Source organism: Amycolatopsis sp. ATCC 39116 (assembly GCF_000231075.2).
GTDB lineage: Bacteria > Actinomycetota > Actinomycetes > Mycobacteriales > Pseudonocardiaceae > Amycolatopsis_E > Amycolatopsis_E tucumanensis.
In genome coordinates this window covers 1-26,370 of sequence record NZ_AFWY03000054.1, presented here as the reverse complement: position 1 = coordinate 26,370, position 26,370 = coordinate 1, and the positions used below count along the sequence as shown (strand labels likewise).

Genomic DNA, 26,370 nt, shown 5'->3' with positions numbered 1-26,370 from the left:
TGCGCGCGGGAGGGACCGTTCAGCCGCGCAGGTCCGGGAACTGGTCGTCGCGCCACTCCGCGGGGCTGCCCGTGCCCAGCTCGTCCTCGCGGGACCGCAGCTCGACGCGCCGGATCTTGCCGGAGATCGTCTTGGGCAGCTCGAAGAACTCGAGCCGCCGCACCCGCTGCCACGGCGCGAGGTTCTCGCGGGCGTGCCGCAGGATCGACAACGCGGTCTCCTTGGTCGGCTCGTGGCCGGGCGCGAGCGCGACGTAGGCCTTGGGCACGGCCAGCCGCACCGGGTCCGGCGCGGGCACGACCGCCGCCTCGGCCACCGCCGGGTGCTCGATCAGGACCGACTCCAGCTCGAACGGGCTGATCTTGTAGTCGCTGGCCTTGAACACGTCGTCGGTGCGGCCGATGTAGGTGATGTAGCCCTCGGCGTCGATCGTCGCCACGTCACCCGTGTGGTAGTAACCGCCCGCCATGGCCTCTGCGTTGCGCTCGGGGTCGCCTTGGTAGCCGGTCATCAGGTTCACCGGCGAGCGTGACAGGTCCAGGCAGATCTCGCCCTCGCCGGGGCCGGAAAGCGGCTGTCCGCTCGCCGGGTCGACCAGCACGACCGGCACTCCGGGCAGGGCGCGGCCCATCGAGCCGGCCTTGACCGGCGAGCCGGGCGTGTTGCCGACCTGCGCGGTCGTCTCGGTCTGCCCGAAGCCGTCCCGGATCGTCAGCCCCCACGCCCGCCGGACCTGCTCGATCACCTCCGGGTTGAGCGGTTCGCCCGCGCCGATGACCTCGCGCAGCGCGGACGGCCGCTCGCCCAGGTCGGCGTTGATCAGCATGCGCCACACCGTGGGCGGGGCGCAGAACGAGGAGACTTCGCGCTTCCGCAGCTGCTCCAGCAGCGCGGCGGCGTCGAAGCGGCGGTAGTTGTAGACGAAGATCGTCGCCTCGGCGATCCACGGCGCGAAGAAGCACGACCACGCGTGCTTCGCCCAGCCGGGCGAGGAGATGTTGAGGTGCACGTCGCCCGGCCGCAGCCCGAGGAAGTACATCGTGGACAGATGCCCGACCGGGTAGGACACCTGGGTGTGCTCCACCAGCTTCGGCCGGGACGTGGTGCCCGAGGTGAAGTACAGCAGCAGCGGGTCGCCGGGCGCGGTGCCCGGGTGCTCGACCGGGACGTGCGGCGTGTCCGCGGCCTCACGCAGGTCGGCCCAGCCGTCCGCCGCGCCGACGCTGATCCGGGTGTACCCGCCGGGCACGTCGGCGAACTTGCCGGTGTCGGCGGCGTTGCAGATGACGAACTCCGCGCCGCTGCGGGTGATCCGGTCGGTCAGGTCGGCCGGGCCGACGGCGCTGGTGGTCGGCAGGATCACCGCGCCCAGCTTCATGATCGCCAGCATCGACTCCCACAGCTCGACCTGGTTGCCGAGCATCAGCAGCACCGGAACGCCGCGGCGCACGCCCCGCTCGCGCAGCCATGCGGCCAGCCGGTCCGAGGCGCGGGACATCTCGGCGAAGGACCGCTGTGTGGTGGTGCCGTCCTCCTCGGCGATCACCAGCGCGGGCCGGTCGTTGTCGCGCGCGATCGCGTCGAACCAGTCCACCGCCCAGTTGAACCGCTCCCCCAGCTCGGGCCAGCGGAACTCGGCCACGGCGCGGGCGTGGTCCTCCCGCAGCGCCACCAGCTGGTCCCTGCTCGCATGGTAGGCATCGGTCGCGTTCACCGCTTTGTGTCCTTTCGCTCGGGCTGCCCGACATCATGCAATCGGCCGCCGCCGGGGCGATACCCACGGATGGGGGTAGCGCCCGTTTTGTCCATACCGGACGATCTCTGGCCAGTGAGACCTCAACGACGAGGAGAACCCGTGTCGAGCCAGACCCCGGCGGTCCCGATGCGCAAGGTGGCCGTGGCCAGCTGCGTCGGGACGACCATCGAGTACTACGACTTCTTCATCTACGGCACCGCGGCCGCGCTGGTGTTCCCGAAGGTGTTCTTCCCGGCGCTCGGCGCGACGGCCGGGACCGTGGCCGCGTTCGCCACGTTCGCCGTCGCGTTCATCGCCCGGCCGGTCGGCGCGATCCTGTTCGGACACTTCGGCGACCGCATCGGCCGCAAGCGCACCCTGATCTCCACGCTGCTGCTGATGGGCATCGCCACCGTCCTCATCGGACTGCTGCCGGGCGCGGCGACCATCGGGGTGGCCGCGCCGATCATCCTGGTCGTGCTGCGGTTCGCGCAGGGGCTCGCGGTCGGCGGCGAGTGGGCCGGGGCGACGCTGCTGACCGCGGAGTACGCGCCACCGGCCAAACGCGGCCTGTACGCGGTGTTCCCGCAGCTGGGCCCCGCGATCGCGTTCGCGTTGTCCAGCGGCACGTTCCTGGTGACGAACCTGGTGATGGGCGACGCGGACGCCGCGTTCCTGGACTACGGGTGGCGGGTGCCGTTCCTGGTGAGCATCCTGCTGGTGGCCGTCGGGTTCTACGTGCGGATGAGCATCGCCGAGACCCCGGCGTTCGTCGCGGCGGGCGGCACCGCGGGCCTGGACCGCCCGAAGCGGCTGCCGTTCCTGGAGGCGGTGCGCAAGCAGCCGCGGGAGATCCTGCTGTCGGCCGGTTCGCTGACGATGCTGTTCGCGTTCTTCTACATGGGCACCACGTACCTGACCAGCTACGGCACGAGCAAGACCGGGGCGGGGCTGACGCGGCCGGTGGTGCTGGGCATCGGCATCGCGGCGGCCGTCGCGTTCGGGATCGTCATCGTCGTCGCCGGCGTGCTGTCGGACCGGCTCGGGCGGCGGCGGGTGATCGTGTACTCCTCGGCGCTCGGCGTGGTGTGGTCGCTGGCGCTGTTCCCGTTGCTGGACACCGGCCGCCCGGTCGCGTTCGCCGTCGGTGTGCTGGTCACGCTGATGATCTTCGCGGTGGCGTACGGGCCGGCCGGGTCGTTCCTGCCGGAGTTGTTCCAGACCCGCTTCCGCTACACCGGCGCGGGCCTGGGCTACAACCTGGCGGGTGTCCTGGGTGGCGCGATCCCGCCGCTGGTGGCGCCCGGTCTGACCGCGAGCTTCGGCAGCATCGCGGTCGGCGTGATGCTCGCGGTGACGGGGCTGATCTCGCTGGTGTCCACGCTGGCGCTGAAGGAGACCCGCGGCACCGCGATGACGGCCGGGCAGGCCAGCGAAGCGACCGTGGCCTGAACCGGGGGCCGGTGGCGCCGCGCGGCGCCACCGGCCTCAGGGCAGCAGCATCAGCCGGCGCGCCTTGACGACGGCTTCGTGGCGGGTGTGGGCGTCCAGCTTGCGCATCACAGAACCGAGGTAGGCCTTGACGGTCTCCCGCGACAGCGACAGCCGCTCGGCGACTTCGCCGTTGGTGAAGCCGAGGGCGACTTGGGCGAGCACGTCGGTCTCCCGGGTGGACAGACGCACCCGCGGGCCCTGGACGGGTTTGCCCTCGCCGAGGTCGACGAGCCGTTGCGCGGCCGCGTAGATCCGGCGGCGCGCCTCGGGGTCGGGCAGCGCGCCGGCGATGGCCCGCAGCTCGGAGTGCACCGAGCGCAGCTCCTCGCGGGTGGCCCCGGGGGACAGCGAGTCGAGGCGCGCGGTCAGCTCGTCGCGCTCGCTCAGCTCACGGGCCAGGCGCTTGCCGGACTCCATGAGGGCGTCGCGGACGCGGTCGCCGAACGTCACCGGCCGCCGCACCGCGCCGTACAGCACGCCGCGGCAGCGCCCGCCGGCCCGGACCGGCACGGCGATGATCGACGCCAGCCCCTCGGCGAGCACCGGGCGGTCGTAGTCGTGGGTGATGGTGCGGGCGCTGCCGTAGTCGCTCACGGCGATCGGGTGGCCCTGCATCAGCACGCGGCCGCCGAGGCCCGCGCCGGGCAGGACGTCCAGGTTGTGCAGCGCGGTCGTGCGTGTCCCGACGAAGCCCGACAGCCGCAACCGGCCGTCGACCACCTCGCCCCCGAACACGACGGGCAGACCCGCCACGCGGGCGGCGCCCTCCAACTCGACATGCAGCACCGAGCGGGCGTCAGACATCGGCGTCCGTCCTCCTCGCACCACACCATCGTCGGTCGCCCCACGGTACCCGCGTGACCAGGGCACGTCGACACCCGCGCGGTGGCGCTACCCCCGTCCGGGGGTAGCGCACGGCGTTCAACGGAGGTGGTCACGCAGCGGGCGTTCAGCCGAGGTGCCTCAGCCGAGCTCAGCCAGCACCCGCTCCACCACGCGGTCCGTGGCCAGCCCGTACCGGTCGTGCAGCGTGGGCAGCGCTCCGGCGGCCAGGAACTCGTCCGGCAGCGCGACCGGCACGATCCGGCCGGACACCCCGGCCCGCACCGCCGCCGAGGCCACCGTCCCGAACAGGCCGCCGACCACCGTGTGGTTCTCCAGCGTCACCGCGAGCCGGTCGCCGGCGATCTCGCGCAGCACGGTCTCCGAGTCGAACGGCTTGATCGTCGGTGTATGCACGACGGCCACGTCGACCTTGTGCGCGGCGAGCTTCTCCGCCGCCTGCAGCGCGCGCATCGTCATCAGTCCACTGGAGACGAACACGACGTCGTTCCCGCCGCGGAGCACGGCAGCCTTGCCGAGCTCGAAGGAGTAGTCGTACTCGTCCAGCACCGTCGGCACCTTGCCGCGCAGCAGCCGCAGGTACGTCGGCCCCTCGCACGCGGCCAGCTGCGGCACGGCCTGCTCGATGTCGACCGAGTCGCACGGGTCCACGATCGTCAGGTTCGGCATGCCGCGGAAGATCGCGATGTCCTCGGTGGCCTGGTGGCTCGGCCCGTACCCGGTGGTCAGGCCGGGCAGGCCGCCGACCACGTTGACGTTGAGGTTCGGCTCGGCGATGTCCAGGCACAGGAAGTCGTACGCGCGCCGCGCCGCGAACACCGAGTAGGTGGACGCGAACGGCACCAGCCCGACCTCGGCCATGCCCGCCGCGGCGCCGAGCAGCAGCTGCTCGGCCATTCCCATCTGGAAGAACCGGTCCGGGTGGGCCTGGGCGAACACGTGCATGTCGGTGTACTTGCCGAGGTCCGCGGTCAGCCCGACGACCCGGGTGTCCTGCTCGGCGAGCGCGGCCAGCGCGTGCCCGAACGGCGCGCTCGTCGTCTTCTGGCCGGGGTCGGCGAACGACGCGATCATCGCCGACGTGGTCAGCCGTTTGGTGGTGGTCACGCCCGCGCTCCTTCGTCCAGCTGCCCGCGGCAGATGTCCCACTCGTGCTCGTCGATGCGCATGAAATGCGCCTTCTCCCTGGTCTCCAGCAGCGGCACGCCCCGGCCGATGCGGGTGTCGCACAGCAGCACCGACGGCTGCCCGTCCGGCCGCGCCTGCTCGGCGATCTCGTCGAACGCGGCGAGCAGGGCGGGGATGTCGTTGCCGTCCACGCGGCGGACGAACCAGCCCGCGGCCGCCCACTTGTCCACGACCGGCTCGGTGCGCAGCACACCGGCGGTGGGGCCGTCGGCCTGCAGCGCGTTGATGTCGACCATCGCGGTGAGCAGCCCGAGCCGGTGGTGCGCGGCGCCCATCGCGGCCTCCCACGTGGAGCCCTCGTCGAGCTCGCCGTCGGAGAGGAAGTTGAACACCCGCGACGACGAGCCCCGCAACCGCAGCCCGAGCGCCATGCCGACGGCGACGGTCAGCCCGTGACCGAGCGAGCCGCCGGAGATCTCCATGCCCGGCGTGTAGGTCGCCATGCCCGACATGGGCAGGCGCGAGTCGTCCGAGCCGTAGGTCTCCAGCTCCTCGACCGGCACCACCCCGGCCTCGGCCAGCGCCGCGTACAGCCCGATGGCGTAGTGCCCGGTGGAGAGCAGGAACCGGTCCCGCTCCGGCCACTCCGGGTCTTGAGGCCGCAGCCGCAGCTGGTCGGTGTAGACGGTGGCGAGCAGGTCGGCGGCGCCGAGCGCCTGCCCGACGTAGCCCTGGCCCTGGGCCTCGCCCATGTTCAGGATGTGGTGCCGCATGCGGTGGGCCGCCGCGGCGACGCGGTCGGCACGGGTCGCCGACGGCGCGATCGATGCAGTCATGGATTGCGTCGCTTTCATGATCCGGGCGGAAAACACGCCCGGGGGGAAGAGTCAGTTCTCGCCGGTGATCTCGATGCGCGGGCGGGTGCGCACCGTGCCGAACAGCAGGGCCTGCGCGGTGGCGACCATGTGCTCGGAGATCACGCTCTGCGTCTTGACCGGGTCACCGGACTCGATCGCCGTGACGATCTCCAGGTGGCGGCCCGGGCTCATGTTGGACAGGGCGCGTTCCAGGCCGCGGTACATGATGCACATGCGGATCGGGCCTTCGAGGAGTTTCCACGAGCGCACCAGCGCGTCGTTGTCGGTCAGCTCGACCAGCAGCTCGTGGAAGGCCAGGTCGGCCTCGATCTGGGCCTCCAGCGACACCCGGGTGGCGCGCGCCATCCGGTCCACCGCGGCCCGCAGGCGGCGGCAGTGCTCCTCGCGGTAGTAGCTCGACGCCAGCGTCTCGCCGGCCAGCGCCTCCAGCGCCGCCCGGACGGTGAAGGTGTTGATGATGTCCTTCTCGCTGATCAGCCGGACCGTGACGCGGCCGCGCTCGCCGTATTCGACGAGCCCCTCCTGCTGGAGCTGGCGGAACGCCTCGCGCAGGGTGCCGCGGCTGATGCCGAGCTGCTCGGAGACCTGCACCTCGCCGAGGTGGCTGCCCGGCGGGAACTCGCCGGTCGTGATGGCCTGGCGCAGCGTGTCGACAGCCATCTGCCGCAGGTTGCGGTTCGGCTCCTTCACCACGCGCGCCCTCCCCGGGCTGGTCGTCAGCACCGCTCGTACTCGCTGATCAACGATACCTTCGCCGCGCTGGCGGACCGCTCGTCGAAGGTGTATCCCAGCCACTCTGCCACGAGCCGCCGTGCCAGCTCCAGCCCGACCACCCGCTGCCCGAGCGTGAGCACCTGGCAGTTGTTGGACAGGATCGAGCGTTCGACGGAGAACGAGTCGTGCGCGGTGGTGGCCCGCACGCCGGGCACCTTGTTCGCCGACAGCGCCATCCCGATGCCGGTGCCGCACACCAGCACCGCCCGGTCGGCCCTGCCGTCGCGGATCGCCTCGCCCGCGGCGAGCCCGATCTCCGGGTAGGGCCGGTGCACGTCGTCCGCGCCGCGGTGCACGCCCAGGTCGATCACCTCCGCCACCCGCGGGTCGGCCCGCAGGTCGGCGGCGAGTTGTTCCTTGTAGTCCAGGCCGGCGTCGTCGCAGCCGACCACGATGCGGTAGTTCATCGCGTCCCTTCTCGCAGGTACTCGGAGACGGTGCGGGCGATCAGGGCCAGCGACACGGCTCCCGGGTCCGGGGTGCCGACGCTGCGCTCGGCGAGCGGGCGGGCCCGTCCCCTGCGCGGCACCAGATCGGCGGTGGCGCGGGCAGCGTCTTCGGCGGCGGCCGCGGCCTGCGCCCAGGTGCCCGAGGCGAGCCGTTCGCGGAACGGCACCAGCGCGTCGACCAGGGTCTTGTCGCCGGGCTCGGCGCCGCCGAGGGACATCACGCGCTCGGTGAACGCGTCCACGGCGGCGACCGCGTCGATCGTGCCGTCGCCGATGACCTCGCCCGCCGCACGCAGCCCGGCGCCCCACAGGACCCCGGACGTGCCGCCGGCGCGGGCAGCCCACTCGTCACCGGCGGCGGCGAGCACGTCGCCCGCCCCCGCGCCCTGGTGCCAGGCGGCTTCCGCGGCGGTGACGGCGGCGTCGATGCCGCGGACCATGCCACGGCCGTGGTCGCCGTCGCCGGCCACCGCGTCGATCGCGCCCAGCTCGGATTCGGCTTCCCGCAACGCTTTCCGCACCGCGCGCAGCCCGTCGAGCACCGCCCCGGCCAGTTCCCGGGACTCCGCGGAGGCCTCGGCGAACCGCGGGCCGTCGTCGGTCACCTCCGCGACGGCCTCCTCGCCGGAGTCCGCGGCGATGGCGCCTCGGCGGAACGCGGGTGTCCACGCGGGCGCGGTCCACAGCCGTTCCAGCTCGTCGTCCAGCCAGGTCACGGTCAGCGACACCCCGGCCATGTCGAGGCTGGTCACGAGCTCGCCGACCTCCGGCAGCACCAGCGTGTGGCCGGATTCGCCCAGCAGGCGGCTCACGTCGGCCCACAGCACGAACAGCTCCTCGTGCTTGACCGAGCCGAGCCCGTTGAGCAGCACCGCGATCCGCTCCCCCGCCCCGGCCGGTTTCTCCGCGAGGACGCGCCGCACGAAGTCCGCGGCGAGTTCCCGCGCGGCAGGCCGCGGCACGTCGCGCAGGCCGGGTTCGCCGTGGATGCCGAGCCCGAGGCCCATGTGCCCCTCCGGCACGGTGAACAGCGGGGCGTCCGCGCCGGGGAACGTGCAGCCGGCGAAGGCGGCGCCGATCGTGCGGGTCGCGTCGTTGGCCTTGCGGCCGACGCGCACGACCTCGTCCAGGTCCATGCCCTCCTCGGCGGCCGCGCCCATCACCTTGAAGACGGTGAAGTCCCCGGCGATGCCGCGGCGCTCGGCGGGCAGCTCCGCGCTGGCGATGTCGTCGGTGACCACGACGTTCTCCGCCCGGATCCCCTGCGCCCGCAGGCGTTCGGTGGCCAGGCCGAAGTTCATCACGTCGCCGGCGTAGTTGCCGTAGGTGAAGACGACGCCCGCGCCGGAGTGCGCCGCCCGCGCCACCGAGACCGCGTCCTGCGCGGACGGCGAGGTGAACAGGTTGCCGCTCACCGCGCCGTCGGCCAGGCCGGGACCGATGACGCCGTAGAAGGCCGGGTAGTGGCCGGACCCGCCGCCGGGCAGCACGGCCACCTTGGGCCGCGACGGCCGGTTGCGGCGGACGGCCCCGCCGGGCACGCGCCGCACGGTGTCCGCGTGCAGCTCGCAGAACCCGGCGAGCGCGTCCTCGGCGAAGGTCGCCGGATCGTTGCTGAGGTAGGTCATCGCGCTTCCCGTCCTCAGTGGAGGAACGAGCCACCGTTGATGTCGATGGTCGTGCCCTGCAGGTAACCGGCATCCTCGCTGGTGAGCCACGCGATCACGCCGGCCACGTCGGCCACGGTGGCCTGGCGGCCGATGGGGATGCTCTTGACGATCGCGGCCTCGAGCTCCTCGGTGGTGCCGACGCGGATGTCGGTGTCCACCGCGCCCGGCGCGACCGCGTTGACGGTGACCCCCGCGTCGCCCAGTTCGCGGGCCAGCGCCTTGGTGAAGCCGAGGATCGCGGCCTTCGCCGAGCTGTACGGCGTGCGGCCGAACACGCCGCCGCCCTGCTGCGCCGACACCGAGGACATGTTCACGATCCGGCCCCAGCCCGCCTCGATCAGGTCCGGCAGGAACGCCTTGGTGACCAGGTAGGTGCCGGTCGCGTTGACCGCCATCACCTTGTTCCACAGTTCGAGCGTGGTCTCCAGGAACGGCACCGGCGAGGTGATGCCGGCGATGTTGACGACCGCGCCGACGGTCGGCAGCCGCCCGGCGTCGACCTCGGCGCGCACGGCCCGGTAGGCGGCGAGCACGGACGGCTCGTCGGCCACGTCGACGCCGTGCGCGAACACCGGCGCGCCGGTCCCGGCGGCGATCTCGTCGGCGGCCTCTTTGGCGGCGGGCTCGTTCAGGTCGAGCACGGCCACGGCCCAGCCGTCCCGGGCGAGGCGGGCGGCGGTGGCCTTGCCGATCCCGCGGGGCGCGCCTGCCCCGGTGATCACGGCGGTGCGCTGCGTGTCAGGCATTTCGGTGTCTCCTTGCATGGGGTTCACAGGCCGGCGATGTAGGCCGCGGCCTTGACCGCGGCCGCCGGCCGTTCGTCGTCGGTGACGTCCCGGGTCTCCAGTTCCAGGGAGCTGGCGCCCTGGTAGCCGGTGGCACGCAACGCGGCGAAGGTGGCCGCGAAGTCGACCACCCCGTTGCCGATGCTGTGGTTGATGTGGCCCGGGGTGGCGTCGCGCAGGTGCACGTGGGCGATGCGCCCGGCGAACCGCTCGGCGTAGGCGGCGGGGTCGCCGCCGGAGGCGACGATGTGGCTGGTGTCGAGCACCAGGCCCACCGACGGGTCGAGCCGGTCGGCCAGCTCGGCGGCCAGATCGGTGTTCCAGCACAGGCGGTGGTAGTGCGGGGCCTCGACCCACAGGGCGACGCCGTGCCGCGCGGCGGCCTCGGCGGCCCGGTGCAGCTGCGCCGCGACCAGGTCGAGGTCCGCGTCCAGGGTCGCGACCGGGTCGTGGGACTGGGCACCGCAGGGCAGGACCAGTGCGTCGGCCCCGCAGGCCGCGGTGAGCTCGAGCAGGCGGCGCAGGTGGGCCGCCCGCTCGTCCTCGTCGTGCGGGCGGTTCAGGTCACCGATGTCGCCGTTGACCGAACGGACCCGCAGACCGGAGGCCGCCACCTCAGCGGCGACGGCGCGCACCGCGTCGTCGGTCAGGTCGTACGGCACGTGGTCGCACACCCCCGGCAGCGCGCCGAGGTCGATCTCGCCGAAGCCGCACTCCGCGATGAGCGCCAGCGCCGCCGGCAGTGGCAGGTGCCGGAAGCTGATCGTCGAACAGCCCGGCCATCCGGTTGGTTCCATGGTCGACAATGTTAACAGAGCTGTGTCAACAGACAAGATCTCCGCGGATTTTGCCCATGACAGCGCGGTAGAGCAGGAAACACGCTGTTGACATCACCGGGAGAGCGACGCACGATGTCCTGCATTGTTAACAGGAGGGCACGGCGACATAGGGTCGTGGTGGCCCTGACAGGAAGGCAATCGACAATGCGCAGCGAAGCGCTCACCATGCGCGGTCCGGTGCACGGCACGCCCGATGCGCGCCGCGTCGCGTGGGGCTCCACCGCGGGGGCCGTGATCGAGAGCTACGACTTCATCGGCTTCGGCACCGCCGCGGCGCTCTACTTCGGACACGCGTTCTTCCCCAGCGCCTCACCCGTCATCGGCACGCTGTCCGCGTTCGCCACGCTCGGTGTCGGGTTCGTCGCGCGGCCGATCGGCGGCATCATCGGCGGCCACCTCGGCGACAAGATCGGCCGCAAGCCGGTGCTGGTCGCGTCCCTGATCGTGATGGGACTGGCGACGTTCGCGATCGGGCTGCTGCCGACGTACGAGACGGCCGGCGTGCTGGCCCCGGCGCTGTTGGTGACCGTGCGGATCATCCAGGGTGTCGCCTACGGCGCCGAGTGGGGCGGCGCGATCCTGATGACCTACGAGCACGCGCCGTGGCGCCGCAAGGGCGCGTTCACCGGCATCGTGCAAGCGGGGTTCCCGATCGGGCTGCTGCTGGCGAACCTGGTGTTCCTGGTGTCGGTGAACCTGTCCGGCGACTGGGCGTGGCGGGTGCCGTTCCTGGCCAGCCTGATCCTGGTGATCGTCGGCCTGATCGTGCGCGCGAAGGTGCCCGAGTCGCCGGTGTTCGAGGACGTGCGCGACAGCGGCGACATCGTGAAGGCGCCGATCGTGCAGGTGCTGCGCGAGGACTGGCGCAACGTGCTGCGCGGCATCGGGCTGCGGATCGCCGAGACCGCGGGGTACGCCGTGGCCATCACGTACATGATCTCGTACCTGAAGTCCGAGGAGCTGGCGACCAGCGGCGAGACGATCATGGCGCTGTGCATCGCGTCGGCGGTCGGCATCGGCGCGACGATCGCGTGGGGCGGGCTGACCGACCGCATCGGACGGCGTCCCGTCTACCTGTGGGTGACACTGTTCGGCGCGCTGTGGGCGATCCCGATGTTCCTGCTGGTGAACACGGCGTCGCTGATCGCGATCGTGGTCACGGTGATCGTGTCGTACGCGGTGTGCCAGAACGCGCTGGCCGGCGCGCAGGGCGCGTGGTTCCCGGAGCTGTTCCAGGCCAAGACCCGCTCCTCGGGGGCGTCGCTGGCATACCAGATCTCGGCGATGATCTCGGGTGTCACGCCGTTCGTGACGACGCTGCTGTTCCTGTGGCTGGGCTGGCTCGGGCCGGCGCTGCTGTTCCTCGCCTACTCCGCGCTGGGCCTGGTGTCGGCGCTGCTGACGCGTGAGACGTGGGGCCGAGCCGAGCGCGAAGCCGCCGACCGCGCGACCGCGGAAACGCCGGCCGAACCGGTGCGGCTGTCCTGACCTCCCGCGCCGGGGTCCGCGATGATGGGAGCCCGGACCCCGGCACCCGAGGAGGCTTCGATGCCGTTGATCCAGGTCAGCCTGCGCGAAGGCCGCGACCCGGAGCGGATCCGCGCGCTGATCACCGCCCTGACCGAGGCCACGGTGGCGGCGCTGGACGCGCCGAAGGAGTCGGTGCGCGTGATCGTCACCGAGGTGCCCGGCAGCCGCTGGGCCGCGGGCGACGTCACCCTCGACGAGAAGGACGCTTGACTCCCGCCGCCGGTGATCGATAATCACGGGCGGCGGTGAGGGGGTGGGCCGGTGGTTCCGGTCGGTGCGGTCCGGTGGTCCGGCGCGGGCTGCCTGGTGGGGCCGCTGCTCCTGCTGGGCCTGATCGCGGGCGCGGTGGTCCAGAACCTGTTCGACGGGCACTCGCTCGTCACCGACATCGGCTGGGTGGCGGGTTTCGTCCTCAGCGCGGTGCTCATCCGGGTGATCGGCCGCCGGCTGAACCGCCACTGCAACGTCCACACCCTGTACGACTCGCCGATGCAGAGCTACATGTGGCTGGCGGTGGCGTGCGCCGTGCTCACGCTCGGGATCATCCTGCTGTTCCGACTGCTGCCGGACTAGTCACAGCCCCGCGAACAATCGCGCCGCCGCGGCTTGCCACTCCGCCACCAGGTCCGTGCCGGCCGGGTCGCGGAGCCACTGGATCTGCAGCCCGTCCATCGCCGCCACCACCTGGCGCGCCAGCGACGCCGGGTCGGGCACGCGGCCGGACGCCATGGCCGTGAACTCCGCCAGCACCCGCTCCTGCCGCGCCGCGAAGTAGGCCGCCGCGGGGTGGCCCGGCGCCAGCGATTCCGCCTGCAGCACCGAAAACAGCCGCACGATCTCCGGTTGCGTGGCGTTGCGCCGCACCAGCGCCTCGCACGCCTCGGCCAGTGAGATGTCCCGCGGCCAGCCCGTCGCGTCCGCGCCCAGCCCCAGCTGCTCCGCGAGCGACCGGAAGTCCTCGGCGTCCCGGTGGTCGAGCACGGCCAGCAGCAGCCCGTCCTTCGACCCGACGTGGTGCAGCAGCCCGGGCACCGTCAGCCCGCACGCGTCGGCCACGTCCTGCATCGACAGCGCCCAGAACCCGCCCTCGCCGATCAGGCGCGTCGCCACGTCGAGGATCTGCCGCCGCCGCTGCGCCGCGGGCAGCCGCGTCCGGTCCCGCCTCGTCTTGACCGCCTCCACACGCCCATCCTAGGCTACCGAGTACTTAGTAGGTACTAGGTAAGGACGCTCCGTGCAGCCTGATCCCACCGTCGCCGAGCAGGCGGCCCTCACCAGCGGCAACGACTTCTGGCACACCACCCCGGCGGCCGGGCTCCCCTCGATCACCGTCACCGACGGCCCGCACGGCCTGCGCCTGCAGGCGAGCGAGGACGACGTCGTCACCGGCCGCCCGGCCACCTGCTTCCCGCCCGCCGTCGCGACGGCCTCGACCTGGGACCCGGGCCTGCTGCGCCGCATGGGCGAGGCGCTGGGCGACGAGTGCCGCGCGATGGACGTCGCCGTCCTGCTGGGCCCCGGCATCAACCTCAAGCGCACCCCGCTGGGCGGCCGCAACTTCGAGTACTTCTCCGAGGACCCGCTGCTGACCGGCGTGCTGGCGACCGAGTGGGTGCGCGGCCTGCAGAGCCGGGGCGTCGGCGCGTCCCTGAAGCACTTCGCGGTCAACAGCCAGGAAACCGACCGCATGCGGATCAGCGCCGACGTCGACGAGCGCACCCTGCGGGAGATGTACCTGCGCGCGTTCCAGCGGGTGGTGACGCAGGCGCGGCCGTGGACGGTGATGTGCTCGTACAACCGGATCAACGGCGTCCACGCGAGCCAGAACCACTGGCTGCTCACCGAAGTCCTGCGCGAGGAGTGGGGGTTCGAGGGCCTGGTGGTGTCGGACTGGGGCGCGGTCGCGGACCGGGTCGCCGCCGTCGCCGCGGGGCTGGACCTGGCGATGCCCGGCCCGGACGACGCCGGCGACCGGGCACTGGCCGAGGCGGTGGCGGACGGGCGGCTCGATCCCGCCGCGCTCCGGGCGGCCGCCGACCGGGTCCGCGCGCTGGGCGAGCGCGCCGCGGAGCGGGAGCCCGCCGAGTTCGACGCGGACGCCCACCACGCCCTCGCCCGCGAGATCGCCGCGCGGGCCATCGTGCTGCTCAAGAACGACGGCGGCCTGCTGCCGCTGTCCCAGGGCCAGTCGCTCGCGGTGATCGGCGAGTTCGCCCGCACCCCGCGCTACCAGGGCGGCGGCAGCTCGCACATCACCCCGACGCGGCTGGACGACGCCCTCACCGCGCTCTCCGAATCAGCCGAGGTCCGCTTCGCGCCCGGCTACGACGACATCGACGAGGCGGTGGCGCTCGCCGCGGAGAGCGAGGTCGCGCTGGTCTTCGTCGGCAGCGAGCACGAGACCGAGGGCGCCGACCGGGAGAGCCTGGACCTGCCGCCCGCGCACCGCGAGCTGGTCGAGCGGGTCGCGGCGGCGAACCCGCGCACCGTGGCGGTGCTGTCCAACGGCGGTGTCGTGCTGACCCGCCCGTGGGAGGCGGCGGTGCCGGCCATCGTGGAGGGCTGGCTGCTCGGGCAGGCCGGCGGCAGCGCGCTCGCCGACGTCCTCTTCGGACGGACCAACCCGTCGGGCCGGCTGGCCGAGACGATCCCGGTGCGGCTCGCCGACCACCCGTCCTACCTGGACTTCCCCGGCGAGAACGGGCACGTGCGCTACGGCGAGGGCCTGCACGTCGGCTACCGCGGCTTCGACGCCCGCGAGCAGGAGGTTGCCTACCCGTTCGGGTTCGGGTTGTCGTACACCACTTTCGAGTACGGCACCGCGGAGGCGACCGCCACGGACGCGGGGATCGAGATCCGGGTCCCGGTGACGAACACCGGGCAGCGGGACGGCCGCGAGGTGGTGCAGGTGTACGTGAGCGTGCCCGGTTCGGCGGTGCGGCGGGCTCCGCGCGAGCTGAAAGCGTTTGCGAACGTCCCGATCGCGGCGGGCGAGACGGCCGAAGTGGTGTTGCGCATCGCCCGCGAGGACCTGGCCTACTGGGACACCCGCGTGAACCGGTGGATCGTGGAGGGCGGCGAATACCACTGCGCGGTGGGCTCGTCCTCACGCCACCTGCACACGACCGCGGTGGCCGAGGTGACCGGCGACGAAGTGCGGGTGCCGCTCACCGGGGAATCCACAGTGGCCGAATGGTTCGCCGACCCGCGCGGCGCGGAACTGCTCGGACAGGCCTTCGCCGCGGCCGACGGGCGGATCGGACGGCTGGTGGCCGACCCGTCGACGATCTCGCTGGTGGGCAGCCTGCCGCTGAGCCGGATGTCCGCCTTCCCGGGCAGCCCGCTGACGGCGGCGACATTGGCGAAGCTGATCGACGAGGTCAACGGCTGAACACGGACGGCCCGGCACCCCCGTCGAGCGCCGGGCCGTCCGCCGTCTCAGTCGAACACCACCAGACCGCGGATGTTGCGGCCCGCGTGCATGTCCTCATACGCCTGGGCGACCTCGTCGAGTGTGTACTCGCGCGTGATCAGCTCCTCGAGCTTGAGCTGGCCCGCCTGGTACATGCGCAGCAGGTTCGGGATGTCGCGGCGCGGGTTGGACTCGCCGAACAGCGAGCCCTGCAGCCGCTTCTGCATGAGCGTCAGATCGCCCAGCGCGATCGGCGCGCCGGCCTCGGTGATGTTGCCGAGACCGGTCAGCACGACCGTCCCGGCCTTGCGGATCGACGCCAGCGCCTGGCCGACGTGGTCGCCCTGCACGACACCGATCGTCACGATCGTGGCGTCCGCGCCCTGCCCGTTGGTCAGCGAGCGCGCGAGGTCGGCGGCCTCCTCGATGGTGGCGAACGCGTGGGTCGCGCCGAACACCTTCGCCTTGTCCCGCTTGAGCTGCACGGGGTCCACGGCGATGATCGTCTTCGCGCCGGCGTGCGCCGCGCCCTGCAGGGCGTTCGCGCCGATGCCGCCGATGCCCATGACGATCACGACCGCGCCGGGCTTGATGTCGGCCGAGTTGACCGCCGAACCCCACCCGGTCGGCACGCCGCACCCGACGAGCGCGGCCGCCTTCAGCGGGATGTCCTTGCCGATCTTGACGACCGAGTCCACCGACGCGGTGGTGTACTCGGCGAACGTAGAGATGCCGCACTGCTGCCCGACCGGGTTGCCGTTCTCGGTCATCCGGAAGCTCGTCGGGTCGTCCGCGCGCGCTCCGGTGAGCAGCGACGCGCCGAGGTCGCACAGGTTGGACAGCCCCTGCGCGCAGAACTCGCACTTGCCGCACGCGGGCAGGAACGAGAACACGACGTGGTCGCCCACCTCGTAGCCGGGCGTGTTCGGGCCGACCGCGGTGACGACACCGGCGCCCTCGTGTCCGCCGACGTACGGGTACACCGCGACGGGCACGTCACCGGTGGCGACGTGGTCGTCGGAGTGGCACAGGCCGGACGCGGCCAGCTTGACGGTGACCTCGCCCTGGCGCGGGTCGTCCAGCTCGACGGTGGCGGTTTCGTAGGTGCCTGGGGCCTGGCGGACCAGGGACACCTTGGTGGTGATGGGCATGCTGCTCCTCCTCGAGCGAGCGTCCTTACAGGACGACGGTGACGACCTTCTCCTCGGTGTTGGCGAGGATCCCGCTCCAGCCGAGCTCGCGGCCGACGCCGCTGGACTTCATCCCGCCCCACGGCAGGGCGGCGTCGATCGGGGCCCAGCCGTTCACGCCGACCGCACCGGCGCGAACCTGCGCGGCGAGGGTGTGCGCGGCGGTCACGTTCCGGGTCCAGATGGTGGCGGCGAGGCCGTAGGTGGTGTTGTTGGCGATGCGGACGGCGTCGGCCGGGTCGTCGAACGGGATCACCGAGCCGACCGGGCCGAAGATCTCCTCGCGCGCGATCGTCATGTCGTTGTCCACGTCGGCGAAGATGGTCGGCTGCACGAAGTAGCCGGGCCGCTCGGGGCGGGCGCCGCCGGCGACGAGCCGGGCGCCCTCGGCGCGGCCCTTCTCGATGTAGCCGAGCACGCGCTCCTGCTGCTTCTTGTTGACCAGCGCGCCCATCGTGGTGGCGGGGTCGAGCGGGTCGCCGAGCACCTGCTGCCGCGCGGCGCCGGCGAGGGCGTCGACCACGTCGGAGTACAGCGAGCGGTGCACGAGCACGCGGGTGCCCGCGGCACAGACCTGGCCCTGGTTGAAGAACAGGCCCATCGCGGTGCCGCCGATGGCCGCTTCGAGGTCGGCGTCGGCGAGGATGATCTGCGGCGACTTGCCGCCCAGTTCCAGGGTGATGCGCTTGAACGACTGGGCCGCGGCGACGCCGACGTGGCGGCCGACCTCGGGGCTGCCGGTGAAGCTGATCTTGTCGACGTCCGGGTGGTCGATCAGCGCCTGGCCGGTGACCTCGCCTAGGCCGGGCAGCACGCTGACCACGCCGTCGGGCAGGCCGGCCTCCTTGAGGAGCTTGGCCAGGTGCAGGATCGACAGCGGCGCGTCCTCCGGCGGCTTGACCACGACGGTGTTGCCCGCGGCCAGCGCGGGGGCGAGCTTCCACGCGGTGATCATCAGCGGCGTGTTCCACGGGATGATGGCGGCGATGACGCCGACCGGCTCGCGGCGCGTGTAGGAGTGGGTGGGGCGGCCGAGGTAGCCGTCGGTCGGGATGACCTGGCCGGTGATCTTGTCGGCCCAGCCGGCGAAGTGCCGGAACGTGCGGGCGGCGTTGGGCATGTCGAGGACGGTCGGCTGGCCGACGGGCTTGCCGATGTCGAGTGCTTCGAGGCGGGCGAGCAGTTCGGCGTCGCGATCGATCAGGTCGGCGACGCGGTTGAGGATGAGGCCCCGCTGGGAGCCGGGCAGGGCGGCCCACTCGCCGGACAGCTGGGCGCGGGCGGCCTTGACCGCGGCGTCCACGTCCTGCGCGGAAGCGGCGGCGACGTCGACCAGCTTCTCCTCGGTGGCCGGGTTGAGGTCGGCGAACGTGCCCCCGGTGCCGTCGCGCCACTGGCCGGCTAGGAAGAGCTGGCTGGGGAAGGTCTCGGTGGTGGTCACGGGCGGTGCTCCTCGGCGATCGGCGTCGACCACGACCCGGACGGGCCGTCTGTCCCGAGGATGCGCCACGTCACAGTGGCCGGTCTTGCGTCTGCGCGCACGGCTCTTGTGCGTGCGCGCACCAGATCAGCTCTCGGCGAGCAGGTGCCGCAGATACCGCTGCGGCGCGGCGAGGAAGTCGCGGGTCAGGCGCACCGGCAGCCGCGCTGCTCGGTGAGTTCGGCCAGCCGCGCCAGCACCGCCGCGCACCCGCGCACCCGCGCACCCGCGCGCCGAGAGCGTCGCTTCCGGCTCATCCGGCTCATCCGGCAGGTGTAGGCCATGTGGCCCGAACCGGTGCCTCACTAGGCCCCGGAACGACTCCCCGTGCGAGCGTTCGTGACGAAACACCCCAGGTGATCGCCCAGGGCCGACTCGCTGGCGCGGGTCGCGAAGTTGAAGTTCCGGCTGCCGCCCTCGGGGTTGAAACCCGCGGCTACCGCGAGCGCCTCCACCAGGGTCGACTTGCCGCTGCCGTTCTCACCGACCAGGAAGGTCACCCCGGGCGCCAGCGGCAGACCGCCGGAGCGGGCCAGGTGCGCCACCACGGGCAGGGTGAACGGGTAGCTGCCCAGATCCGCGCCCGGGGCAAGCCGGACCCGCTGCACGAACACCGGCGCGCGCTACCCCGCCACCAGCTGCGCCCGGTGCTCGCGCGGGGTGCGGCCGTACTTGGCCCGGAAGGTGCGGCTGAACTGCGCCGCATCCACCAAGCCCCACGACGCCGCGATCGCCGCGACCGGGCGGGCCGCCAACGCCGGGTCGGCCAGGTCGTGCCAGCACCGCTCGAGCCTGCGGTCCCGGATCCAGCCGGTGATCGTCGCGCCGCGGCGTTCGAACAGTTTCTGCAGCTGGCGCAACGAAACGTGCACCGCGGCGGCCACTTCGGACGGGGACAGCGCCGGGTCGGACAGGTGCTCCTCGATGTACCGCTGCGCCGCCGTGACCACCGTGTCCGCGGGCGGCTCGGCCTGCGCGGCGAAACACGCGGCCAGCATGTCGACCGCCGCGTCGGACAGGAAACCCGCCTCCGGGCCGGGCCGCGCCACCCGCGGGTCCAGCCCGCGCAGCAACGCCGACGTCAGCGCGCCACTGCCGGCCGAACCGGGGATCGTCACCGCCGTCAGATCGTCCACCCGCGGCGCCCGCGGCTTCAGCCGCCGCCGCGGCACGAGCAGCACCAGCATCTCGAAGTCGTCGTCGAAAACCAGCTCGTACGGCCGGTTCGTGTCGTACACGGTCAGATCACCGGGCGCCAGCCGCGCGGTGCGGCCGTCCTGCTGGACGACGCCGTGCCCGCGCAGCTGCAACCCCACCTTGTACAGGTCGCCCGCCCGGCGCCGGATCAGGCCGCGGGTGCGCCGCGTGACCTGGCGCGTCGAGCTGACCACGGAGACCTGCAGGTCGGCCATCGGCCGGGCGTGCACCCGCCCGTGGAACCGGTTCCCGACCGAGACGACGTCCAGCGGCACGAACGCGCTGGCCAGCACGTCGCGCCAGGACTCCAGGCTCGTCGCGGCGCCGGCGTCCAACGTCATCGGGAACGCGCCCACCTCGGCCTCCTCGCCTCGAATAACCGAACGCCCGGTCGGATTGGCGCCATGGTACGTGGCGGGGTGCCGGGCGTCACCCTCCCGCCGGGGCCGTCACCCGCGCGGCGCCGCGGCGGCGCAGGTGCTCCGGCTCGGCGATGAACCGCGCCCCCAGCACCGAGAGCAGGCACAACAACCCGCACACCAGCGCGATCGGCCAGGTCTGCCCGCCGGACGCGGACGTCAGCGCGGCCGCCACGAACGGGATGCAGCCGCCGACCACCGCGCCGGCGATCTCGCGGGTGAACGTGACGCCGGTGTAGCGGTAGCCGACCGGGAACAGCTCGGACATCATCGTCGCCTGCGAGGCCAGCGTCAGGTCGTTGCACAGCGTGTAGAGCAGGACCAGCGCCGCCCAGATCACCACCGGCGTGCCGGTGTCCAGCAGGAAGAAGAACGGGTAGAACAGCAGCGCCGCCGCGGTCGCCCCGGTCATCATCACCGGCCGCCGCCCGAAGCGGTCGCACAGCCAGCCCGCGGTCGGCACGGTGACCACCTTGAGCGCGTTGGCGATGACGATGCCCAGCAGGCCGACCCACGCCGCGGTGCCGACCTCCTTGGTCAGGTAGCTCAGCGCGTAGACCGAAGGCAGGTAGCTGATCACGTTGGGTGCGACGGAGATCAGCATGCCGGGCAGGATCTTGCGCCCGGAAGTGGCGAACAGCGCCCGCAGCGGCGCCCGCGTGGCGCGGCCCTCCTCCTTGGCGCGTTCGAACTCCGGGCTGTCCGGCACCGTGAGCCGCACGATCACGCCCGCGACACCGACCAGGCAGCTGAGCAGGAACGGGATCCGCCAGCCCCAGCCGGTGAAGTCCGCATCGGACATCAGCGCCGAGGTCAGGAAGAACACGCCGGTCGCGACCAGCGAGCCGACCGCGTTGCCGAGCGTCGGCGCGCTGGCGTTGATGCCACGCGCCCTGGTTTCGGCGTGCTCGGCGGACAGCAGCATCGCCCCGGCGTACTCGCCGCCGGCGCCGAGCCCCTGCACGACCCGCAGCAGCACCAGCGCCACCGGCGCGAACACGCCGGCGGTGGCGTAGCTGGGCAGCAGGCCGATCAGCGTGGACGCCACGGCCATCACCATCAGGGTCACGAACAGCATCGTGCGGCGCCCGACGCGGTCGCCGAGGATGCCGATGATCACGCCGCCGACCGGGCGCGCGAAGAACCCGACGGCGAACGTGGCCAGCGACGACAGGGTCGCGACGACGGGGTCACCGGAGGGGAAGAACACCTGCGGCAGCACGAGTGCGGCGGCCGTGCCGTAAAGGGAGAAGTCGTACCACTCGAGCGCCGTGCCCACGGTCGAGCCCACCGTGGCCCGGCTGATCCGGAGTCTCATCGCAGACCCTTCGTTGCGTCTGACGAACGTCTACATTAACGTTCATGGTGGCGACAGGCTACGAGTTCGCTTTCCCTGCGGTCAAGAGACAAGGAACCGCTTTGACTTCCATGAACGTTAATGAGACGGCCCTGTCGAAGTACAACCCGCTGTCCCGCGTGCTGTGCTTCGACCGGTTCGACTCCACCACGCACGGCTGGACCGAGCTGCTCGGCAACTACGACGGCCGCGGCGACCTGGACACCGTGGACGACCACATGCGCGACTTCCGCCCGCCGCAGCTGTCCTCGTGCACGTTCTTCGACGTCGGCACGCACGGCACGCTGAGCGGCAACTACGCGCTCAAGCTCGCGACGCGCCCCTACCCCGGCCACACCGCGACCGGCATCCGCCGCCTGACGATGGCGGGCCGCGGCCGGGTCCGCATCGAGACCCACTTCGCGTTCAAGGCCGAAGCCACCGTCGGGCACGAGGCGCCCGCGTCGGTGCCGTGGGACGGCAACCGGCACCCGTCGGAGTCGCAGTTCGGGGCGTTCACCGTGGCCACCGACATCTGCTCGGACGGCGGCCTGCGCTACCACAACGTCATCCGCTACCAGAACACCAACCTGGACGGCGAGATGACGAACCGCTGGATGTACCCGGTGGTGCCGGAACCGACGCCGCGCGACCACCAGGAGGGCAAGTTCGCCCTCCCCTACGCCGCCGACTTCACCGCCCCGGACCCGGACGACTGGCGCACCTTCGGCGAGCCGCTGGAGATGTGCGTCAACGAGGTGCCCACCAAGATCAACTGGCACTACCTGCGCTGGGACATCGACACCAGCACCCGGTCCAATGTGGAGCTCCAGCTCAACGACCGCGTGATGGACATGCGGGACGTGCCCGTGCCGCCGTACCCGGACCGCTACGGCACGCTGGACAACCTGCTCAACTTCTACTTCTCGGTCCGCACGCACTGCGGCGTCCGCAACTTCCTGTTCCTGGACTCGGTCCTGATCTCGGTGGATTGGTGAGGCACGACATGCGCTCGACGACGACGGCTGTCCTGGAACGCAACACCGTGGTGCGCGAGGACTTCGCGACCGAACCCTACGAGCTGCCGTGGGCCGCCGAGGCCCGGTTCTTCGTGCAGGCCCTCGACCTGGACGGCCCGCTGGTATTCCGCACCGAGATCTCCCCCGACGGCCTGCACTGGTGCCCGCTGGACGACGACGAGCACCGCATCGACGCGCCGGGCCTGATCACCTGGGCGGTGAGCGGGTTCGGCCAGTGGCTGCGGGTGCGCTGCGCCGTGGGTCCCGGCACGACCGGGAAGCTGCGCATCTATCTTGTTGGCAAGGGTTGATCCGGAGGTCAGGCTGGTGGTGCGCGCTCGGCGGGTCACGTTGCGTGACGTCGCGGACAGGGTCGGCCTGTCCGCGAACACGGTGTCGCGCGCGCTGTCGGGCAAGGACCAGGTCAGCGAGGCCACCCGGGAGATGATCGTCGCCGAGGCCCGGCGGCTGGGGTACGTGCCGAACAGCCACGCCCGGTCGCTGGTCTCCGGTACCACGATGGTGCTCGCGCTGGTGATCACCAACCCGTCCAACCCGTTCTACGCCGCGCTGATCTCCGCGGTGGAGCGGCAGTGCCGTCTCGCCGGGTACTCGGTCCTGCTGCTGGTCACCGAGGAGAACGAGGACAACGAGGAACGCGCGGTGCAGCAGCTGCTGCGCTTCGGCGTCGACGGGGTGCTCGCGGTGCCGATCCAGCACCGGCCCGGCGTGTGGGCGGAGCTGTCCGCGGCCGGGCTGCCGGTCGTGCTGCTCAGCCGCGACATCCCGGAGCTGGGCTTCGACTTCGTCGGCATCGACGTCGAGCAGGCGGTCGCGGACGCGGTGTCGCGCGTGGCCGGGCCGGGGCGGGCGTGGCTGTTCGAGGAGGACCTGGAGATCAGCACGGTCGCCCAGCGCATCGCGGGTTTCCAGCGCGCGCTCGGCGGCGATTCGCTGGTGCTGAAGGTGCCAGGGCACCGGACGCGGGACGCGGCGCTGCCGTGGCGGCCGGACGACGCCCACCGGCTCGCGGCCGGGCTGATCAGCCGTGAGCACCACCCGGAGCTGGTGGTCACCGGCAACGACTACTTCGCACTCGGGGTCTACAAGGCGGTCCGGGAGTGCGGGCTGACCGTCGGCGAGGACGTGCGCGTGCTCGGCTACGGCGATCACCCGTTCGCCGCCTACCTGGAGCCGGGGCTGACCACGATCCGGCTGCCCGCGGACGAGGTCGGCTCGGCCGGGGTGGAGTTGTTGCTGCGGCGGGTCGCGGACCCGGACCGGCCGCGGGAAACCGTGCGGTTGAGCGCCGAACTCGTCGAGCGCGGCTCGGCGCGCGTCGTGCGCTGATCGTCGCCGTCCGTCCAGGAAAGATCAACCTTCCCGCCACAATCCGGACATAGCGTCCGCCGCATGAGACGCACTCCCCACCGGTGGACGGCGGCCGCGCTCGCGCTCGGCCTCGCCGCCGCACTCGTCCCCACCCTCGCCGCCGCCGCGCCCGGCGACGTCGTCGTCCGCGAATCCTTCGACAGCGGCGCGCTGCCCGCCGGGTGGACGCCGGTCGCCGGCACCTGGCAGGTCAGTGGCGGCAAGCTGACCAACACCGCGCCCGGCACGCTGTCCCGGATCACCTTCGGCACGCACCTGGAGGACTTCCGCGCCGAGGCCACCATCCGGTTCGACTCGGTGACCAACTCCAGCCGCTGGGCCGGCATCGTGCTGGACACCGCGCCCGGCGGGGCCGTGCCGTGGAGCCAGGCGGTCATGCGGTCGGCCTCCACCGCGACCAACGGCATCGAGTTCGCCCAGCGCACCGAGGCGAACACCTGGAACGTCACCGACACCGCCGCCGCGCCGTACGACGCGGGCACCGGGCGCGACGTCCGGGTGGCGATCGAGGTGCACGGCAGCCGCGCGAGCTGGAGCTTCGACGGCAAGACCGTCCTGACCACGACCAAGCTGCGGCGCAGCGCGTCGGGCGTGTTCGGGTTCATCGCCGACGGCGCGAAGATCAGCGTCGACGACGTGGTGGTCACCCAACTCGAACCGCTGCCGGTGACCCAGCCGGACGGTGCCCTGCCGCTCACGGTCGCGCACCGCGGCTACTCCGCGGTCGCGCCAGAGAACACCCTCGCCGCCGTCGAGGCGGGGATCCGCGCCGGCGCCGAGTACGTGGAGATCGACGCGCAGACCACCCGCGACGGCGTGCCGGTGGTCATGCACGACAACACCGTCGACCGGACCACCCCGGGCACCGGCGACATCTCGACGCTGACCGCCGCTCAGGTCACCGCGCTGGACGCGGGGTCGTGGTTCTCGCCCGCGTTCGCCGGGCAGAAGGTGCCGACGCTCGGGCAGGTGCTGGACCTGGTCCGCACCGGCGGATCGACGCTGCTGCTGGAGATCAAGGGCCCGGAGACCCGCGCGGAGACCACGCGGATCCTGGACGAGGTGCGCAGCCGCGGCATGGCGCGGCAGGTGCTGGTGCAGAGCTTCGACGAGCAGGTCCTGCGGGACGCGCGGGCGGTCGCGCCGGAGATCCCGCTGGGGCTGCTGCGCGGCGCGGTGGACGCCGATCCGGTGGCGACGGCGAAGGCGTTCGGCGTGGTGACGTACAACCCGTCCGCCGCCGCGCTGCTGACGCGTCCGGACGCGGTGTCCCAGCTGAACTCCGCCGGGATCGCCGTGATGCCCTACACGGTGAACGACGCCGCGACGTGGCGGAAGCTGGCCGACGCCGGGGTGGACGCGATCATCACCGACCGGGCGGGCGAGCTCGCCGGCTGGCGGTCGGGCCACGCGGCGCCGTCTGTGTCGATTTCGGTGCCGGGTGAGCTGCGGCGGTTCGTGCCGGCGCCGGTCGCGGTGTCGGCGCGGGACGCCTCGTCGGTCTCGGTGACGCTGGACGGGACGCGGATCGACCCGGCGGTGCCGCTGGACCCGCGCTCGCTGGCCGCCGGCGCGCACGAACTGGTCGCCACCGCGACCGGCCCGGGCGGGACGGCTTCGGCGTCGGCGAAGTTCGAGGTCGTGGTCGACGTGACAGGCGTGCGAGTGCTGGTCGCCGAGGCCGGGACGCGCCCGGAGGAGACGGCGACGATCCTGCGCCACCTGGACGCCGGGCGCTTCGACCAGGCCGCCGACGCGGTGCGCCGGGCCGGATTCGCGCCGGAGCTGGAGCGGATCCTGCTGGCGGACCTCGCGTTGATCGCGGGTCGCTGAGGGCCGGGGTGGCGGGGCGATCTTGTCCCCGCCACCCCGTCCGGGTGAGACTGGCGCGGTGGATCGCGTGCGCATCGAGATCAGTCAAGGCGTCGCCGACGTGCGGCTCAACCGCGCCGACAAGCGCAACGCGCTGGACCCGGCGATGTTCGCGGCCCTGGTGCGGGCGGGCGAACGGCTGAAGACCGAGCCGGGGTTGCGGGCGGTCGTGCTCTCCGGCGAAGGGCCGGACTTCTGCGCCGGCCTGGACTTCGCGGCCTTCCAGGCGATGCGCTCCGGCGACCGGATCAGCGCCGACGTCGACCTGCCGCCCGCCGACGGCCCGGCCAAGGCGACCGGGCAGCGCGCCGCCTACGTGTGGACCGAGCTGCCGGTGCCGGTGATCGCCGCGATCACCGGGCACGCCCTGGGCGGCGGGCTGCAGGTGGCGCTGGGCGCGGACATCCGGATCGTCGCGCCGGACGCGAAGCTGTCGGTGCTGGAGATCAAGTGGGGGCTGATCCCGGACATGACCGGCACGCAGGTGCTGCCCGAGCTGGTCGGCCGGGACGTGGCGAAGGAGCTGACCTTCACGGGCCGGATCGTCAGCGGCGCCGAGGCGGTCTCGCTCGGCCTGGCGACGCGCGTGGCCGACGACCCGCGGGCGGAGGCGCTGGAGCTGGCCCGGTCGATCGCCGGGCGCAGCCCGGACGCGGTCCGCGCGGCGAAGCGCCTGCTGGACCTGCCGCGTGACCACGAGGCCGGGTTCGCGGCGGAGCAGCGGGGGATCACCGCGCTGATCGGCAGCCCGAACCAGGTCGAGGCGGTGACCGCGTCGTTCGAGAAGCGGGCGCCACGCTTCACCGACCCGGCCTGAACCGCGAGTCCCACGCCCGGCGCGCGAGTTCCACGCTCACGCCCGGGCTCCACGCTCAGGCCCACAGGACCCACACCCACGCACCCAGGCCCCACGCCCGTGCCCGCACGA

Annotated in this window: 25 protein-coding genes; 10 read left to right on the top strand and 15 right to left on the bottom strand. The window is 72.5% G+C overall.

Translation table 11 applies throughout. The features are described from left to right. Positions 1 to 19: 19 nt before the first annotated feature. Positions 20 to 1,714: an AMP-binding protein gene (locus AMY39116_RS0334685; protein WP_020422189.1), complete on the bottom strand. Its 1,695-nt coding sequence runs from the start codon at positions 1,712 to 1,714 to the stop codon at positions 20 to 22. 141 nt (positions 1,715 to 1,855) lie between these two features. On the opposite strand from AMY39116_RS0334685, the gene AMY39116_RS0334680 reads away from it, so the two are divergent. Further along, positions 1,856 to 3,187, top strand: a complete 1,332-nt coding sequence (locus AMY39116_RS0334680; RefSeq protein ID WP_020422188.1) for an MFS transporter — start codon at positions 1,856 to 1,858, stop codon at positions 3,185 to 3,187. Positions 3,188 to 3,223: 36 nt separating this feature from the next. On the opposite strand, the gene AMY39116_RS0334675 is transcribed toward AMY39116_RS0334680, so the two are convergent. The 8 genes from AMY39116_RS0334675 to AMY39116_RS0334640 all read right to left on the bottom strand — a co-directional run bounded on the left by AMY39116_RS0334675 (position 3,224) and on the right by AMY39116_RS0334640 (position 10,553). Continuing rightward, on the bottom strand, positions 3,224 to 4,033 hold the full coding sequence (locus AMY39116_RS0334675) for a LuxR C-terminal-related transcriptional regulator (RefSeq protein ID WP_020422187.1): 810 nt from the start codon (positions 4,031 to 4,033) through the stop codon (positions 3,224 to 3,226). Between the two features lie 159 nt (positions 4,034 to 4,192). Next, a complete protein-coding gene (locus tag AMY39116_RS0334670; RefSeq protein ID WP_020422186.1) occupies positions 4,193 to 5,179 on the bottom strand; it encodes a transketolase family protein in 987 nt (328 codons plus the stop codon). Next, a complete protein-coding gene (locus AMY39116_RS0334665; protein ID WP_020422185.1) occupies positions 5,176 to 6,036 on the bottom strand; it encodes a transketolase in 861 nt (286 codons plus the stop codon). Before AMY39116_RS0334665 ends, AMY39116_RS0334670 begins: the two co-directional genes overlap by 4 nt. A 51-nt stretch (positions 6,037 to 6,087) precedes the next feature. Beyond that, the gene (locus AMY39116_RS0334660) at positions 6,088 to 6,771 is read right to left on the bottom strand and encodes a GntR family transcriptional regulator (RefSeq protein WP_020422184.1); all 684 of its coding nucleotides are present in this window, start codon (positions 6,769 to 6,771) and stop codon (positions 6,088 to 6,090) included. Positions 6,772 to 6,794: 23 nt separating this feature from the next. After that, entirely contained in the window at positions 6,795 to 7,259 is a 465-nt protein-coding gene (locus AMY39116_RS0334655; protein WP_020422183.1) for a ribose-5-phosphate isomerase, read from the bottom strand. Beyond that, a complete protein-coding gene (locus tag AMY39116_RS0334650) occupies positions 7,256 to 8,929 on the bottom strand; it encodes a dihydroxyacetone kinase family protein (protein WP_020422182.1) in 1,674 nt (557 codons plus the stop codon). Before AMY39116_RS0334650 ends, AMY39116_RS0334655 begins: the two co-directional genes overlap by 4 nt. 14 nt (positions 8,930 to 8,943) lie before the next feature. Continuing rightward, the gene (locus tag AMY39116_RS0334645; protein ID WP_020422181.1) at positions 8,944 to 9,717 is read right to left on the bottom strand and encodes an SDR family NAD(P)-dependent oxidoreductase; all 774 of its coding nucleotides are present in this window, start codon (positions 9,715 to 9,717) and stop codon (positions 8,944 to 8,946) included. Between the two features lie 23 nt (positions 9,718 to 9,740). Then, the gene (locus AMY39116_RS0334640; RefSeq protein WP_020422180.1) at positions 9,741 to 10,553 is read right to left on the bottom strand and encodes a sugar phosphate isomerase/epimerase; all 813 of its coding nucleotides are present in this window, start codon (positions 10,551 to 10,553) and stop codon (positions 9,741 to 9,743) included. 186 nt (positions 10,554 to 10,739) lie between these two features. Between AMY39116_RS0334640 and AMY39116_RS0334635 the strand changes: the two genes are divergently transcribed. The 3 genes from AMY39116_RS0334635 to AMY39116_RS0334625 are packed head-to-tail and all read left to right on the top strand — an operon-like array spanning position 10,740 to position 12,698. Further along, the gene (locus tag AMY39116_RS0334635; RefSeq protein ID WP_020422179.1) at positions 10,740 to 12,083 is read left to right on the top strand and encodes an MFS transporter; all 1,344 of its coding nucleotides are present in this window, start codon (positions 10,740 to 10,742) and stop codon (positions 12,081 to 12,083) included. Between the two features lie 60 nt (positions 12,084 to 12,143). Continuing rightward, positions 12,144 to 12,335 (top strand): tautomerase family protein, encoded by a 192-nt coding sequence (locus tag AMY39116_RS0334630; protein WP_020422178.1) that lies wholly within the window; start codon positions 12,144 to 12,146, stop codon positions 12,333 to 12,335. A 51-nt stretch (positions 12,336 to 12,386) separates the two neighbouring features. Next, positions 12,387 to 12,698 carry a hypothetical protein gene (locus AMY39116_RS0334625; protein WP_020422177.1) on the top strand — a complete coding sequence of 104 codons (312 nt, stop codon included), beginning with the start codon at positions 12,387 to 12,389 and terminating at the stop codon, positions 12,696 to 12,698. Here AMY39116_RS0334625 and AMY39116_RS0334620 read toward each other — a convergent pair whose 3' ends face one another. Further along, positions 12,699 to 13,307 carry a TetR/AcrR family transcriptional regulator gene (locus AMY39116_RS0334620; protein WP_020422176.1) on the bottom strand — a complete coding sequence of 203 codons (609 nt, stop codon included), beginning with the start codon at positions 13,305 to 13,307 and terminating at the stop codon, positions 12,699 to 12,701. Between the two features lie 52 nt (positions 13,308 to 13,359). Here AMY39116_RS0334620 and AMY39116_RS0334615 point away from each other — a divergent pair, with 52 nt between their 5' ends. Next, positions 13,360 to 15,516, top strand: a complete 2,157-nt coding sequence (locus AMY39116_RS0334615; protein WP_020422175.1) for a glycoside hydrolase family 3 C-terminal domain-containing protein — start codon at positions 13,360 to 13,362, stop codon at positions 15,514 to 15,516. Between the two features lie 47 nt (positions 15,517 to 15,563). Here the strand turns inward: AMY39116_RS0334615 and AMY39116_RS0334610 are convergent, their stop codons facing one another. The 5 genes from AMY39116_RS0334610 to AMY39116_RS0334590 form a co-directional block, all read right to left on the bottom strand. After that, positions 15,564 to 16,688, bottom strand: a complete 1,125-nt coding sequence (locus tag AMY39116_RS0334610) for an NDMA-dependent alcohol dehydrogenase (protein WP_020422174.1) — start codon at positions 16,686 to 16,688, stop codon at positions 15,564 to 15,566. A gap of 25 nt (positions 16,689 to 16,713) precedes the next feature. Beyond that, positions 16,714 to 18,168 (bottom strand): phenylacetaldehyde dehydrogenase StyD, encoded by a 1,455-nt coding sequence (styD, locus tag AMY39116_RS0334605; protein WP_020422173.1) that lies wholly within the window; start codon positions 18,166 to 18,168, stop codon positions 16,714 to 16,716. Positions 18,169 to 18,512: 344 nt separating this feature from the next. Next, positions 18,513 to 18,821, bottom strand: coding sequence for an AAA family ATPase (locus AMY39116_RS47690; RefSeq protein WP_020422172.1), 309 nt, complete (start codon positions 18,819 to 18,821; stop codon positions 18,513 to 18,515). Positions 18,822 to 18,830: 9 nt separating this feature from the next. Next, entirely contained in the window at positions 18,831 to 19,745 is a 915-nt protein-coding gene (locus AMY39116_RS0334595) for a helix-turn-helix domain-containing protein (protein WP_027936482.1), read from the bottom strand. Between the two features lie 88 nt (positions 19,746 to 19,833). Then, entirely contained in the window at positions 19,834 to 21,141 is a 1,308-nt protein-coding gene (locus tag AMY39116_RS0334590) for an MFS transporter (protein WP_020422170.1), read from the bottom strand. A 110-nt stretch (positions 21,142 to 21,251) separates the two neighbouring features. Here AMY39116_RS0334590 and AMY39116_RS0334585 point away from each other — a divergent pair, with 110 nt between their 5' ends. The 5 genes from AMY39116_RS0334585 (at position 21,252) to AMY39116_RS0334565 (ending at position 26,259) form a co-directional block, all read left to right on the top strand. Further along, positions 21,252 to 22,157 carry a DUF6772 family protein gene (locus tag AMY39116_RS0334585; protein ID WP_017981535.1) on the top strand — a complete coding sequence of 302 codons (906 nt, stop codon included), beginning with the start codon at positions 21,252 to 21,254 and terminating at the stop codon, positions 22,155 to 22,157. Continuing rightward, on the top strand, positions 22,154 to 22,489 hold the full coding sequence (locus AMY39116_RS0334580; protein WP_235716273.1) for a hypothetical protein: 336 nt from the start codon (positions 22,154 to 22,156) through the stop codon (positions 22,487 to 22,489). The genes AMY39116_RS0334585 and AMY39116_RS0334580 overlap by 4 nt, the downstream gene beginning before the upstream one ends. A gap of 16 nt (positions 22,490 to 22,505) precedes the next feature. Further along, on the top strand, positions 22,506 to 23,528 hold the full coding sequence (locus tag AMY39116_RS0334575; protein WP_020422168.1) for a LacI family DNA-binding transcriptional regulator: 1,023 nt from the start codon (positions 22,506 to 22,508) through the stop codon (positions 23,526 to 23,528). Between the two features lie 63 nt (positions 23,529 to 23,591). Then, positions 23,592 to 25,403, top strand: a complete 1,812-nt coding sequence (locus AMY39116_RS0334570) for a glycerophosphodiester phosphodiesterase family protein (RefSeq protein ID WP_020422167.1) — start codon at positions 23,592 to 23,594, stop codon at positions 25,401 to 25,403. 58 nt (positions 25,404 to 25,461) lie between these two features. Further along, positions 25,462 to 26,259, top strand: coding sequence for a crotonase/enoyl-CoA hydratase family protein (locus tag AMY39116_RS0334565; protein WP_193354407.1), 798 nt, complete (start codon positions 25,462 to 25,464; stop codon positions 26,257 to 26,259). Positions 26,260 to 26,370 lie beyond the last annotated feature (111 nt).

Excerpts from the sequence above, each read along its gene's own strand:
- AMY39116_RS0334630 (WP_020422178.1), top strand. The coding sequence starts at position 12,144 with ATGCCGTTGATCCAGGTCAGCCTGCGCGAAGGCCGCGACCCGGAGCGG.
- AMY39116_RS0334665 (WP_020422185.1), bottom strand. The coding sequence starts at position 6,036 with ATGACTGCATCGATCGCGCCGTCGGCGACCCGTGCCGACCGCGTCGCC.
- AMY39116_RS0334585 (WP_017981535.1), top strand. The coding sequence starts at position 21,252 with ATGAACGTTAATGAGACGGCCCTGTCGAAGTACAACCCGCTGTCCCGC.
- AMY39116_RS0334650 (WP_020422182.1), bottom strand. The coding sequence starts at position 8,929 with ATGACCTACCTCAGCAACGATCCGGCGACCTTCGCCGAGGACGCGCTC.
- AMY39116_RS0334655 (WP_020422183.1), bottom strand. The coding sequence starts at position 7,259 with ATGAACTACCGCATCGTGGTCGGCTGCGACGACGCCGGCCTGGACTAC.
- AMY39116_RS0334645 (WP_020422181.1), bottom strand. The coding sequence starts at position 9,717 with ATGCCTGACACGCAGCGCACCGCCGTGATCACCGGGGCAGGCGCGCCC.
- AMY39116_RS0334635 (WP_020422179.1), top strand. The coding sequence starts at position 10,740 with ATGCGCAGCGAAGCGCTCACCATGCGCGGTCCGGTGCACGGCACGCCC.
- AMY39116_RS0334595 (WP_027936482.1), bottom strand. The coding sequence starts at position 19,745 with ATGACGTTGGACGCCGGCGCCGCGACGAGCCTGGAGTCCTGGCGCGAC.
- AMY39116_RS0334640 (WP_020422180.1), bottom strand. The coding sequence starts at position 10,553 with ATGGAACCAACCGGATGGCCGGGCTGTTCGACGATCAGCTTCCGGCAC.
- AMY39116_RS0334590 (WP_020422170.1), bottom strand. The coding sequence starts at position 21,141 with ATGAGACTCCGGATCAGCCGGGCCACGGTGGGCTCGACCGTGGGCACG.
- AMY39116_RS0334610 (WP_020422174.1), bottom strand. The coding sequence starts at position 16,688 with ATGCCCATCACCACCAAGGTGTCCCTGGTCCGCCAGGCCCCAGGCACC.
- AMY39116_RS0334675 (WP_020422187.1), bottom strand. The coding sequence starts at position 4,033 with ATGTCTGACGCCCGCTCGGTGCTGCATGTCGAGTTGGAGGGCGCCGCC.
- AMY39116_RS0334570 (WP_020422167.1), top strand. The coding sequence starts at position 23,592 with ATGAGACGCACTCCCCACCGGTGGACGGCGGCCGCGCTCGCGCTCGGC.